The sequence below is a fragment of the Kocuria atrinae C3-8 genome (assembly GCF_000286355.1).
Lineage (GTDB): Bacteria > Actinomycetota > Actinomycetes > Actinomycetales > Micrococcaceae > Kocuria > Kocuria atrinae_A.
Window position 1 is genome coordinate 26,985 of record NZ_AJXN01000002.1, and the last position, 12,454, is coordinate 39,438.

The 12,454-nt window shown below is 60.7% G+C and carries 11 protein-coding genes and 2 pseudogenes; 4 read left to right on the forward strand and 9 right to left on the reverse strand.

Going from position 1 to position 12,454, the window contains the following annotated elements; translation table 11 throughout:
* The first annotated feature begins 111 nt into the window (after nt 1–111).
* Nucleotides 112–1,127 (forward strand): annotated as a pseudogene (locus YO9_RS0100380) (NADP-dependent oxidoreductase).
* A gap of 85 nt (nt 1,128–1,212) precedes the next feature.
* On the opposite strand, the gene amaB reads toward YO9_RS0100380, so the two are convergent.
* From amaB to YO9_RS0100400, 5 genes are all read right to left on the reverse strand, one after another.
* Complete coding sequence (amaB, locus tag YO9_RS0100385; RefSeq protein ID WP_317259689.1) at nt 1,213–2,598, reverse strand: L-piperidine-6-carboxylate dehydrogenase; 1,386 nt, start codon at nt 2,596–2,598, stop codon at nt 1,213–1,215.
* Entirely contained in the window at nt 2,595–2,738 is a 144-nt protein-coding gene (locus YO9_RS20300; RefSeq protein WP_016995698.1) for a hypothetical protein, read from the reverse strand. Before YO9_RS20300 ends, amaB begins: the two co-directional genes overlap by 4 nt.
* Before the next feature lie 58 nt (nt 2,739–2,796).
* The gene (gene hglS / locus YO9_RS0100390; RefSeq protein ID WP_016995700.1) at nt 2,797–4,215 is read right to left on the reverse strand and encodes a 2-oxoadipate dioxygenase/decarboxylase; all 1,419 of its coding nucleotides are present in this window, start codon (nt 4,213–4,215) and stop codon (nt 2,797–2,799) included.
* Between the two features lie 29 nt (nt 4,216–4,244).
* The gene (locus tag YO9_RS0100395) at nt 4,245–5,435 is read right to left on the reverse strand and encodes an NAD(P)/FAD-dependent oxidoreductase (RefSeq protein ID WP_016995701.1); all 1,191 of its coding nucleotides are present in this window, start codon (nt 5,433–5,435) and stop codon (nt 4,245–4,247) included.
* A 148-nt stretch (nt 5,436–5,583) separates the two neighbouring features.
* Nucleotides 5,584–6,177 (reverse strand): GntR family transcriptional regulator, encoded by a 594-nt coding sequence (locus YO9_RS0100400; protein ID WP_262925513.1) that lies wholly within the window; start codon nt 6,175–6,177, stop codon nt 5,584–5,586.
* Between the two features lie 307 nt (nt 6,178–6,484).
* On the opposite strand from YO9_RS0100400, the gene YO9_RS0100405 reads away from it, so the two are divergent.
* The 3 genes from YO9_RS0100405 (at nt 6,485) to fmdA (ending at nt 9,717) form a co-directional block, all read left to right on the forward strand.
* The gene (locus tag YO9_RS0100405; RefSeq protein ID WP_016995703.1) at nt 6,485–8,041 is read left to right on the forward strand and encodes an alanine/glycine:cation symporter family protein; all 1,557 of its coding nucleotides are present in this window, start codon (nt 6,485–6,487) and stop codon (nt 8,039–8,041) included.
* Between the two features lie 132 nt (nt 8,042–8,173).
* Complete coding sequence (locus YO9_RS0100410) at nt 8,174–8,335, forward strand: FmdB family zinc ribbon protein (protein ID WP_262925518.1); 162 nt, start codon at nt 8,174–8,176, stop codon at nt 8,333–8,335.
* A gap of 125 nt (nt 8,336–8,460) precedes the next feature.
* On the forward strand, nt 8,461–9,717 hold the full coding sequence (gene fmdA / locus YO9_RS0100415; protein WP_016995705.1) for a formamidase: 1,257 nt from the start codon (nt 8,461–8,463) through the stop codon (nt 9,715–9,717).
* A 66-nt stretch (nt 9,718–9,783) separates the two neighbouring features.
* On the opposite strand, the gene YO9_RS0100420 is transcribed toward fmdA, so the two are convergent.
* The 4 genes and pseudogenes from YO9_RS0100420 to YO9_RS16100 all read right to left on the reverse strand — a co-directional run.
* Entirely contained in the window at nt 9,784–10,392 is a 609-nt protein-coding gene (locus YO9_RS0100420) for a CPBP family intramembrane glutamic endopeptidase (protein WP_223285883.1), read from the reverse strand.
* A 17-nt stretch (nt 10,393–10,409) separates the two neighbouring features.
* On the reverse strand, nt 10,410–10,703 hold the full coding sequence (locus tag YO9_RS16090; protein WP_223285884.1) for a hypothetical protein: 294 nt from the start codon (nt 10,701–10,703) through the stop codon (nt 10,410–10,412).
* 120 nt (nt 10,704–10,823) lie between these two features.
* Nucleotides 10,824–11,057: a sulfurtransferase TusA family protein gene (locus YO9_RS16095; protein ID WP_223285898.1), complete on the reverse strand. Its 234-nt coding sequence runs from the start codon at nt 11,055–11,057 to the stop codon at nt 10,824–10,826.
* 312 nt (nt 11,058–11,369) lie between these two features.
* Nucleotides 11,370–12,274: pseudogene (locus tag YO9_RS16100) on the reverse strand (YeeE/YedE thiosulfate transporter family protein); the annotation flags it as partial.
* Between the last annotated feature and the right edge of the window lie 180 nt (nt 12,275–12,454).

The following is a 12,454-nucleotide window of genomic DNA, read 5'->3' on the forward strand; positions in this document are numbered from 1 at the left end:
CCATCACCCCTGATGGTCCCCGTGTTCACCAACCTTCCAGCACATGGTGGAAACATTTCACTCCGTTCGACCACCCTGCATCATTGCCAACTAATCCTTGGGGGAATTTTCATGGCAACAACCGAAACGCCCACCGAAGTCCGGCAGATCGTCTTGGCCTCGCGCCCGCACGGAATGCCCACGGACAAGAACTTCCGCCTCGAGACGGCACCCATTCCTGCCCTGAAGCCCGGACAGATTCTCGTGAAGAACCAGGTCATGTCCGTGGATCCTTACATGCGCGGCCGCATGAACGACGCCGAGTCCTACATCCCCCCCTTCCAAATCGATCAGCCACTCGAAGGCACCGCGGTCGGCACCGTAATCGCCTCCGAATCCGACCGCATCAAGGTGGGCGATCACGTATCGCACATGCTCGGGTGGCGCGATTACTCCGTGATTGACGACGACGCCGCCACCGTTGTCGACCTCGACGTCGCCACTCCGTCCCAGTACCTGGCATCCTCGGCATGCCCGGGTTGACCGCGTACGTCGGGTTGACCGAGATGGCGAAGTTCAAGAAGGGCGACGTCGTGTTCGTCTCGGGCGCTGCCGGCGCCGTCGGCTCCGCCGTGGGCCAGATCGCCAAGGCGCTGGGGGCGTCCAAGGTGATCGGGTCTGCAGGCTCTGCCGAGAAGATCGCGCGCATCAAGGAACTGGGGTTCGACGAGGCCTTCAACTACAAGGAGGGTGACGTCAGCGAGTCCCTGGCCAAAGCCGCACCCGACGGGATCGACGTCTACTACGACAATGTGGGCGGCGACCACCTCGAGGCCGCAATCGGGGCGCTGCACAAGTACGGGCGCGTGGCGATGTGCGGGGCCATCTCCCAGTACAACGCGACTGAGCCGGCGCCCGGTCCGCGGAACATGTTCCTAGCGGTCGGCAAGGAGCTAAATCTGCGCGGGTTCATCGTGGGCAACCACTACGACCTGGAGCCTGAATTCCACAAGAACGCCATTAAGTGGCTGCAGGACGGCACCCTGCAGGCGGATGAAACCTTCCGCGACGGTCTGGAAAACGCTCCGCAGGCATTCATCGACCTGCTCGGGGGAGCAAACACCGGAAAGATGATCGTGCGGTTGTAACGCGCGGATGCCTTGTTCGAACCCGGTGCAAGGCAACCGCACTTGACTCCGGCAGGTCGTGTGACCCGCCGGAGTCATTTGCGGGCTAGAGGAACTTGACGCCCTGCGCCAAGGGCAATTCACCGGAGTAATTGACTGTATTGGTTGCCTGGCGCATGTAGGCCTTCCACGAATCCGAACCGGATTCGCGGCCGCCACCCGTGTCCTTCTCACCGCCGAAGGCCCCTCCGATTTCCGCCCCCGAGGTTCCGATGTTCACGTTAGCGATCCCGCAGTCGGACCCGGACGAGGAAAGGAAGCGTTCGGCTTCGAGCTGGTCGTTGGTGAAGATTGCTGAGGAAAGTCCCTGCGGCACCCCATTGTGCAATTCGATGGCTTCAGAAAATTCCGAGTACGACATCACGTACAGAATGGGAGCGAAGGTCTCCTTCTTGACCACGTCGCTCTGGCCCGGCATTCTCACGATGGCCGGTTGCACGTAGTAGGCCTCCGGTAGTTCTTCGGCCAGTACGCGCTCACCTCCCGTGAGCACGGTTCCACCTTGATCCTGGGCCTCCCGCAGAGCTTCCTGCATGGCACCAAAACTCTTTTCGTTCATGAGTGGGCCCACAAGATTTGATTCATTGCGTGGGTCCCCGATGCTGAGAGTGCCGTATGCCTCGACAAGTTTTTCGGTGAGTTCATCGACCACGGATTCGTGCACGATCAGGCGCCGCATACTGGTGCAGCGCTGCCCTGCCGTGCCGACCGCCGCAAACACAACTCCGCGCAATGTGAGATCCAGGTCCGCGCTGGGACCGACGATCGCGCCGTTGTTCCCGCCCAGCTCTAGCAGCACGCGGCCGAACCGTTCGGCAACACGCGGTCCAACTTCACGTCCCATCGGGACCGAACCGGTGGCCGAGATCAGCGCAACCCGAGGGTCATCCACCAGTTGTTGTCCGCCGTTCCGGTCCGCGATCACCACTTGGTTGATGTGGTTCGGGGCCTCGCATTCACGCGCCGCACGTTCTAGCAATGCATTGGTGCCAAGCGCGGAGAGCACGGTGGCTTCCGATGGTTTCCACACAACGGTGTCTCCGCAGACCAGCGCGAGGGCTGTGTTCCAGGCATAGGGTGCGACGGGGAAATTGAATGCGGTGATGATGCCGACAACTCCCAGCGGGTGCCAGGTTTCCATGAGGCGGTGACCGGCCCGTTCGGAGGGCATGGTCTTGCCATAGAGCATGCGGGACTGGCCCACGGCGAAGTCGCAGATGTCGATCATCTCCTGGACCTCCCCAAGGGCCTCGGAGGTGATCTTGCCCGCTTCTGCCTGCACCAGCACAGCGAGGTCTTCCTTGTGTTCCGTCAGGAGCTCCCCCCACCGTTTGACCACGTTTCCCCGTTCGGGTGCGGGCACCTCTCGCCAAGCCTCGAAAGCTTTCTGAGACCTGCCAATGGTCTCGGAGACCTCATTCTGTGATGTCAGGGCAGAGTGGTGAGCACCTCACCGGTCAAGGGGCTGCGAGCCGCCAAGTCGCCCGAAAGCGTAGCGGTATCAACACCACACGCTTGCAGAGCGCTGAAGACTGCATCGGACAGAGTGGTTTTCTGGCTGGTCTGAGACACGAGATTTCTCCTTCGTTCGTCGTTCAGTAGCGCATGTGAGCGGCCGAGTCCGTGAGGGTCACGGGGTTATGGGGGCCACGGCGATACCCAATTGGTTTTGAATGCTCGCGATCGAGGCATCCTGTTGTCGTTGATACAGGTCATACGGATCGGCAACTTCCCGACCCACAATTTGCGACATCACCGTGATGTCGTAGTCGGTGCCAAGCTGTGCGTCATCACGGGAGCCTTCATCTGTGAGATTGGACTGGAAGATCCCGGCCGCGGAGCGGGGCAGGAAGTCTTCGTAGACGATTGGTTCGGCGATCACCACGTCCGCTTCGATCAACTTCTTCAGGCACACGGGTTCAGGACCGAACGATGCCGCAGTTTGAGTTGAGGCTTCACGGTTGACCGTGAACGTGAAGTAGGCCAAGCCACGCAGGGCCATCTCTTTCTCTGTCCGCGGCAGGCTTTCCTCCCATACGGTTCGAGCCACCTCCACGCGCACTCCGCTCGCCTGGTCCTCGGCCAGTCGCCTGTCGGTCTCGGACACCATGCGGTCATAGAGTTCTCGACCCGCCGGTGTCAGGGCAATGCCGCGTTGTTCGACTTCCCCGAAACGGACCCGCAGCTCACCACGGTCCACGGAGCCGTCCTCGTATCTGAAGACCCTCTCCTCCGCCAACGCTCTGAATGAAGTCTGGCGCAGGAGGATGTCCGGTCCGTCCCAGCCGGGTGGGCCTTGGATCTCATCGATCATGGTGATCCCCAGATCCTCCATGCGGTCGTAGAGATCATCGATATCGAGTACTCGCGGGGTGAGGTGATTGATATGGGTCGTACTCACGCCACCGATGTCGGCGGCCACCGCGGAGATGGCCTCGAGCTTCTTGTACCAGGCATGATCGACCGGCTCGTCCGAGAGTTCGAAAACTCCCGTGGCCTGAGTCAACAGTTGCTCCGCCTGAGCCTCATCCAGCCCGCCCTGGTCTGCAGCCAGATCCGCCAGGGACAGTAGCTCCTCCGTGAAAAGAACTCGGTTGCCAATGAACTCCTGCAGCTCTTTCTGCAATTGAGCATCAAAGAACCGGGGATCGTCAGCGGCGAGCATCGATGTGAAAACCCTGAAGGGATTCTTGGCAAGCTCCTCGGGATCAACCGGACGGAACGCCGTCGACACCACGGGGACTGAAGATTTGGAGGCGTCCCGCAGATCGTAAAAACCCACCGGGTACATCCCGAAAGCTGCGAAAACCCGGGCGACCTGCGCCAGCTCCGTGGCGGATCCCACACGAATCGCACCGTGGCGTTCTGCTGTCACTCGACCGATACTGCCCAGCCGCTCCGCTTCAGCACCATGACGAGCCAGGAAGTCTTCATTCACGGCCGTGGAGACGTCGACCAAGGTGTTGTAGGCCGGGACTTCTTCGCCGTACATCTGGGACAGTCTGCGAGCGAACTGCGCCCTCAGCTGCCACGAACTCTGAAAAGTCATTACGGTACCCCTCCTGAGATACAAACGGATCAAATGATGTTGAGCTCTCTGAGTCCCACCGAGTTGTCGCTGAATCGCTCAACTGAAAAATGCTTGGCGTCAATGAACGACTCACGCCCCAGATACAGGTCGGCCATCAGCTCCCCCACCGCGGGCCCCTGCAGGAAACCGTGTCCGGAAAACCCTGTGGCGTAGAAGAAGCCAGGCAGCTCGTCAGCCTCGCCGATCAGCGCATTGCGATCAGGAGTGTTCTCGTACAGACCCGCCCAGCCGCCGACAAGATCAGGATGCTCAAGTTCCGGAGCGCAGGTTGCCGCTGCGGCGCTGAACTCCGGTAGCCAGGCGTAATCGAACTCCCGACAGAACCCGGATTCCTCCTGATGGGAGATGCCCAGCAGCAATCCGTTGCCGTAGTTATGGAAGTAGCAGGTTGTCGACAGATCCAACGTGAATGGCAGACGTGGATATGGTTCAGAGCATTGTCGGGTGAGACCGATAAGGCGGCGGACCGGTGTCACCGGCAAGTCCACCCCGGCCATTGCCCCAATGCGAGCACTCCATGCCCCGGCGCAACACACCACGGCGCTCGTGCGAATGACACCCCGGTTGGTAGTTACAGAGGTGATGCTGTCGCCCTGCCGATCAATGTTCAGCACATGGGTGCGGTCCAGGATGGTGACGCCCAGTTCCATGGCACGGGCCGCATAGCCCTCCACCACCAGGGATGGATTCGCGTACCCATCCTCCGGAGAGAACGACGCCCCGACCAGCGCATCCGAGTCCAGCAGGGGATTAATCTGCGCGGCTTCACGCGGTGACACCATCCGAGTTTTCACTCCCATGGAGTTCTGGAGCTCGGTAGAACCCTCCAGACCGGCAGCCTCTTCATCGGACCGGCACAAGAACAAGTACCCGACCTGTTGGAGGCCGATACTGGCGCCCATACGGTGAGGGAAATCGCGAAAAGCGGCCAAGGATCGTTGCCCGAGAAGAATATTTCCGGGGTCGGAGAAATTCGCCCGAACCCCACCCAGCGGTTTGGCAGACGACCCGCTCCCCAACGCCGCTCGTTCAACCACCACGATGTGGCGCACGCCCCGATCAGCAAGATGCCAGGCAGTACTGAGGCCCATGATGCCCCCGCCAATGATGACCACGTCGGCGGTAGTAGGCTGCTGCGCGGCGTAGGTCAGGTCCAGTTCCACAATCTGATTCACCATGTGCGGCACACCCTCTTTCTGGAGCCTGGCAACTCATTTCACGTTCGAGCGAGGCTGGTTACCCGTTATCGATAACTACATCGTGCTGTGATGCGCGTCACGGGTCAAGGGGTCTAGGCATAAGAACTCAATACGAGCCCCGGAGGGGTCAGTCGGGTTCAGGTCGGGCGTAACTCAAGTGGCGCACCATGACATCGGCAGCCTTCCGGGCCTCACCAGCGATGACGGCTTCCACTATCTCCAGATGATCCGTCGCGCTCGCTTCCAACTCAGTTCTCTTTCGAAGACCGTAGGATCCGTTGATCCGCGACTGGTCGCGCAGATTTTCAACGATTTCTGTCCATCGTCGATTCTCCAACGTATCGACCAGCGCGCAGTGGAAGGCCTGATCCGCATCGAGGTAATCGACGACCCCTTGGGCCTCGGCTGACGCGATGGTCTGCTCCGCCAACTCACGCAAGAGAGAAGCTCTCTCCGCACTCACACCGCGTTCGGCCACACGCCGAACAGCTTCGACCTCGACCAAGCACCGAAGATCGTAGACCTCCTGCTTGTCCTTCGCCGACAGTTCCACCACACGGAACCCTCGGTTTCGAACCAATTCCAGCAGCCCCTTGTTCACCAGGGACATCATGGCTTCCCGCGCCGGACTGTTGGAGACCCCTAAGCGATTCGCCAGGCTGTTCGCCGAGTAGATCTCACCCGGCTTCATGGCCCCGCTGAGCAACGCTCGACGGATCAAGGATTCGGTCGAGTCCTTGAGCGTGAGACGAGGAAGTTTCTCGAACCCCATACCCTCTACCCATACTGGCGTTCGCGTCACTGTGATCACCAAATCCTTCTTCTACTACGCCCAGCACCACCTGCGCCACGCCCACACCTCACTCCACCGGCGGAGTGGCCCGGTCGATCAAGAAAGGAAACTCGACGGTCTTCCGTTAGTTATCGACAACCGATAACGTGATGCATCACACATAGTACAGACTCCCGTTGACTCGGTGAGCCGTACACCTTCAGATCCGCCAATCGTTCCTTCAGGGGATCATCACATGAACATCTTGTCGACCCTTCCCGCCTTGCCTCAGCAGTCCGTGGACGAACGCTTGGAGAGTACATTCGGTCCACTCGTGGACACTCTGGAATCCATAGTGTTCTTCGCGGTCCCCGTGGCTGGTGCCGAGCTTCCGATTTTGGTGGTTTGGCTCCTGCTGGGCGGAATTTTCCTCACGATTCTCGTTGCCTTCAAACCCTTCCGCGATCTCCCCCATAGCCTGAAGGTGGTCCGAGGGCACTACAACCGTCACGATGATCCTGGTCAAGTCACAAGCTTCCAGGCACTCGCCACGGAGCTTTCAGGAACGGTCGGGCTGGGCAATATCGCTGGCGTGGCTGTCGCGATCTCCATGGGTGGGCCAGGGGCTTCCTTCTGGATCATTCTGGCCGGGCTCCTCGGCATGTCCATCAAAATGGCGGAAGCTACTCTCGGCCAGAAATACCGTCGCGTTCATGCGGACGGTACCGTCTCGGGTGGCCCCATGTACTACTTGCGCGATGGCTTGGCGGAACGCGGACTGCCCCGGTTGGGCAAGGTTCTCGCCTTTGCATTCGCCCTGTTCATGATGATCGGCGCACTGGGTGCCGGCAACGTCTTCCAGTCCAATCAATTGACGGCCCAAATCGTTCTGGCAACCGGGGGAGAAGACAGTTTCTTCGCAAACTCAGGGTGGTTGATCGGCCTGCTAGTAGCAGCCATAGCCGGTGCCGTCATTCTCGGTGGCATCACGTCTATTGCGCGATGGACCAGCAAGCTCACGCCGCTTATGGCAATTATTTATATAGTCAGCGTCCTAATTATCATAGGCGCCAATATCACACACTTACCCCAGGCGGTTTCCCTCATTTTCACGAGCGCCTTTACCGGTGAAGGTGTCACCGGAGGCATCATTGGCGTGGCAATCATCGGGATTCAACGCGCACTGTTCTCGAATGCCGCGGGCGTAGGCAGCGCCGGTCTCGCGCACTCCGTGACGAAGAACCGCAGACCTGCACAAGAAGGGTTTGTGGCCGCCTGGGAGCCATTCATTGATTCCGTAGTGATCTGCACGATGACCGCTCTGGCTGTCATCATCACCGGTCAGTACCAGAACTCAAGCGCCGACGGCGTAGCCCTCACGTCCGCCGCGTTCGAATCCGTACACTCATTCTTCTCTCATGTCCTCACTCTCTGCGTCGTGCTTTTCGCGTTCTCCACCATCTTGAGCTACTCGTACTACGGCAAGAAAGCCACCGGATACCTCTTTGGCGACAACAAGATAGCGGAACGTGTTTACGACATATTGTGGCTGGTCATGATTGTCGTGGGTGCAGCTGTTTCACTGAACACCGTGGTTCGCTTTTCGGACGCCATGTTCTTCTTGCTCACATTCCCCAATCTTCTTGGTATCTATCTCCTGTCCGGAGTCCTCCGAAGGGAAATTTTCGGCCACCGCGAAGACCTCCGCACTGGAGAGGTAAACGTAGTGCCACCCGCTCAACGGAGCACCATCATGGGTGGCCGGACCGCTTCATTCAAGGCGACCCAACAACCGGAGGGCGATGACCTCTAACTGAAGGGCAAACACGCCACTCCCTCCCCATAACCATCTCTGTATGATGTACATCACATCCCGAGGGAGCGTTACATGCCCATCTACGAATTCCGGTGCACGCAGTGCGGTGACTTCGAAGCGACTCATCCGATGTCGACCACCCCGAAAAATCAGCTGTGCCCTGTCTGCGGCGGGGACGCCAGGAAATTGTTCTCGGCCGCCAACTTGTCCACCCTCAATTCGTCTCGGGCGCGTGCGATCGACCGCACGGCCCGAACTGCTGAAACACCCGACGTCGTGAACGCCCCGTAGGACGGGGCAGACCGACACCCACGACAAAAGACCCGCGACATCTCAAACTGCCGCGGCCCTGAATTGCATTGATTCCACGGCCGCGCCCCTACTGGTCACGGCCGGTCACCGGAAGGACGCAGGTCATGCCAGAGGTCATTTTTCCACTCGATTCATCCCAACCTTTCACCGCGCAGGAAAAGATCGGCCACAACCGGTGGCATCCGGACATCCCGCCAGTCGCCACCCTCAAGCGTGGTGAAAGCTACCGAATCGACTGCCGCGAATGGTTCGACGGCGCCATCAGGAACGATGATTCCGCGGACGACATCCGTGATGCACCCCTGAAAAAGGTCCATGCACTGTCCGGACCTTTTGCCATCGAAGGTGCCGAACCCGGGGATCTGCTGATCGTCGACATCTTGGACGTGGGCCCGATCCCACAAGAGCACGGCGAATTGGCCGGTCAGGGCTGGGGATACACCGGCATCTTCGCCCAGAAGAACGGCGGCAGCTTTTTGGTGGACCAGTTCCCCGATGCCTATAAGGCCGTCTGGGATTTCCAGGGTGGCGACTGCACATCCCGCCACATCCCCGGGGTGCGGTTCACCGGCATCACCCACCCTGGTTTGATGGGCACAGCGCCATCGGCGGATCTGCTGAAGAAGTGGAACAAGCGCGAGGGCGATCTGATCGCGACGGAGCCAAACCGAGTACCTCCGCTCGCCCTGCCGCCGGAACCCGACTCGGCAATCCTGGGTACACTCAGCGGCTCGGACTTCGACCGTGTGGCTTCGGAGGCGGCCCGCACTGCGCCCCCTCGTGAGAATGGCGGCAATCAGGACATCAAGAACTTCACCAAGGGCTCTCGTGTGTTTTATCCGGTCTTCGTCTCGGGCGGCCACCTTTCCGTGGGCGACCTGCATTTCTCCCAAGGGGACGGCGAGATCACGTTCTGCGGCGGCATTGAAATGGGCGGTTTCATCGACATCCATGTAGATGTGATCAAGGGCGGGATGGACACCTACGGCGTCAGTGAGAACGCGATCTTCATGCCGGGCCGCAACGGTCCGGTCTACTCGGAATGGCTTGCCTTCTCGGGCACCTCGGTCACGCTTGACGGCGAACAGCGCTATCTTGATTCGCAGCTCGCGTACCAACGCGCGGTCCTTCACGCCATCGACTACTTGTCCAAGTTCGGCTATTCGAAGGAACAGGCCTATCTGCTACTCGGTGCCGCGCCCATCGAGGGTCGTTTCTCGGGTGTGGTCGACATTCCGAACTCGTGCGCCACGGTCTACATCCCCACCGAGATCTTCGACTTCGACGTCCGTCCATCGAGCTCCGGACCGTTCCAGGTAGACCCCGGCATGGGTGCACCCAAGTCGCTGAACCCGGGGTAACGGATATCTGAGCACGTAGCTGCGGGTGGCGGTGGCGTGATCGATTACGCCGTCGCCGCCCGCGCGCTAATTTTGCCCCGCCAAGTACACGAGCACGCCCCATCCATTGGATATGAGGTGGGCAAGGATCACCATGGTCAGGTTGCGGTAGCGCCACCACAGCACACCCATGAACCACCCGAAGCTTCCTTGGATGGCAATGACACGCACAATGTCCAGCCACAAGTCCCCGGTGCCGTGACTGCCCAGATGCATGAGCCCGAACAGCACCGACGTCACGCCGATTCCGGCCCAGGCCCCCAGGACCGCTTCCATGCGAGTTTGCAGCCATCGGCGGAAGAACAATTCCTCGCCGATACTCGCGGTGATCGCTGTGGCGGTTGCGGCAACGATGAGCACATCCGTGTCGATATCCCCCGGGTTATACGACGGATTCCACGGGGCCACCTCAGACAAGTAGAACCAAACAGCAAGGACCACCAGCGGCGCCCACCATCGCCACGCACCGCGTCGAGTTTCGATTCTCACGGACCCACGTACCACCCATAGCAGCACGGCGGGAAGAAGAATCAGCAGCACGAACTTGCCCAGAATGTAGTCCTCCCCCTGCAACGGCACCAGGATCGTGGCGAGGACAAAGACGGCCAGCAGCACTGGAAGCACGGTCGTTGTCACCAGCAGTCGCCGCCGCTTCACAGCGCCGCAGGCATGGGGTCTGCACGCCACGGAAGCACGAGCGTCAACGCAATGCCCACTAGTGACGGCCCGATGATCGCCCAGTTCGACAGGGCGGGCGCGTCAGCGTCCGCGGAGACGGTGTTCCCTTCCGGCATGGCCACCATCATCGTGACGATGCTCCCTACCGTCACCAGCACGCTGGCTACGAACAGTCCGCGGCCAAGCCAGCTCGAGCTCCATAGCGGAGACGCCCCGGAGGGTTCGACGAAGGACTTCTGACGTGGTTCGCGCTCAAGGTTCGAGGTCACGAATCTGAAATTAGCACAGTCGTGCTACTTCAGCCACAGATGTCAGCGCACCACAGAAAAAGGCGACGCCGCCCGCGAAAGTCGCGAGCGGCGTCGTCGTCAATCTCTATGAGGGTGAGATCAGCCCTTCTTGACCGTGATCTGCCAGCTGGCGTCGCCGGTTTCGACGAAGTCGGTGACCTCGTGGCCGTCGGTGGCGACCCAGTGCGGGATGGCCTCGGTGGCCTGGGTGCAGTCGAAGTCGATGACCAGGTGGTCGCCGGACTGCAGGGTCTTCATGACGTCCTTGGCCTCGATCAGCGGGAACGGGCAGACCGCGCCCAGCGAATCAAGGGCGTAGTAACCGTCGCCCAGGTCCTTGAGCTTCTTGGACGGCGCCAACGACGGATCCTTGACCATCAGCGCGGACGGCGCCGCGGCGAAACCGGAGAACGCGTTGGTGTTCTGCGAGGTCTTGGAGGGGGTCGCGTCGATGGAGTTGCCGGACGGGTTCTCGTTGAGAACGTTGTGGTCCAGGCTCTCGTCGGTGGAGTAGGTCTCGGTCTCGTGAGCCTCGGCGGCGGGCTGCGCAGCGGAAGGCTTGAGCCAGAGCTTGGTGCCCGCGCCAACACCCAGGGCGATGAACAGCAGCGCGATCCAGCCCTGGAAGCTGAACAGGCTGGTCTCGACCATGCCGTTGCCCACGGTGCAACCGCCGGCGAGCGCAGCGCCGACACCCATCAGGATGCCGCCGAAGACGGCGCGCACGGTGGTCTTGGCGTCAGCCACGCGAATACGGAATTCGCCGGTGGCCTTGGCGGCGATGAAGGAACCGACCAGCAGACCCAGCACGAGCAGGGTGCCCCAGTTCATGAACTTGGCGTCACCGGTGGTGATGAAGTCCACGGTGTGAGCGGACGGAGTGGTGATGCCCAGGCCGCCGTTACGACCGGAAGCGGCAGACAGCGGCCAGGCGATGACGCCCAGCAGGCCGATCATCCACGCGGCGTTGTACACGTGCAGCGGGCGCTTCCAGGCCGGACGGTTGTTGAGGCGGGCCGGCTTGGGGCTGTTGGCTTCCTTGATCATGAAGCGGCGCACCATGATGCCGGTGAAGACTGCCAGGGCGATCGCGAAGATCCACGGGGAAACGCCCAGCGCGGCGGGGACGGTGGTCAGGCCGGTGTCCCAGCTGGTCATCCAGGAGTTGAAGCCGTCCAGCATGCCGCCCTTCATGGCGGATGCGGACAGTGCGTACATGGCGAGGGCCACCCACGAGCCGACCAGGCCTTCGCCCGAGCGGTACCAGGTACCGGAGCGCAACCGCCGGCCAGGATGATGCCGATGCCGAACAAGAAGCCACCGATGATCACTGCCGCCGGGGCGAACGTGCTGTACTCGGGGGCGATCACGCCGAGGCTCGTAAGTGCCGCGAGACCAATGGCGTGCACGGAAATCACGATGAGCAGCGCCGCGAACGTGCGCCACGACTTCTGCAGGAAGATGTCCCGCAGCATGCCGGTGACACAGAAACGACCGCGCTGCATCACGATGCCCAGCACGGCGCCGACAATCAGACCGGTAAGAATCATGTGGTGAACCTGATTTTCAGTAGATGAGGAAGTTGGGAACGCGGAGTCGCGTCCGAAGGATCGCCATCAAGTAAACAGGGGTGTTTCCGCCGGGTCGAGGGGGTTGTAACAAACCGTCACATTCAGGATTCCCCCACGGTCTGGGGGTAGCGGGAGTCACGTGGGATTCTGGTCGCGGTG

What these genes read in the sequence shown, in the direction of transcription:
- YO9_RS0100395 (WP_016995701.1), bottom strand. Translation starts at nt 5,435, where the DNA reads ATGGTGAATCAGATTGTGGAACTGGACCTGACCTACGCCGCGCAGCAG.
- YO9_RS0100405 (WP_016995703.1), top strand. Translation starts at nt 6,485, where the DNA reads ATGAACATCTTGTCGACCCTTCCCGCCTTGCCTCAGCAGTCCGTGGAC.
- YO9_RS0100410 (WP_262925518.1), top strand. Translation starts at nt 8,174, where the DNA reads ATGTCGACCACCCCGAAAAATCAGCTGTGCCCTGTCTGCGGCGGGGAC.
- fmdA (WP_016995705.1), top strand. Translation starts at nt 8,461, where the DNA reads ATGCCAGAGGTCATTTTTCCACTCGATTCATCCCAACCTTTCACCGCG.
- hglS (WP_016995700.1), bottom strand. Translation starts at nt 4,215, where the DNA reads ATGACTTTTCAGAGTTCGTGGCAGCTGAGGGCGCAGTTCGCTCGCAGA.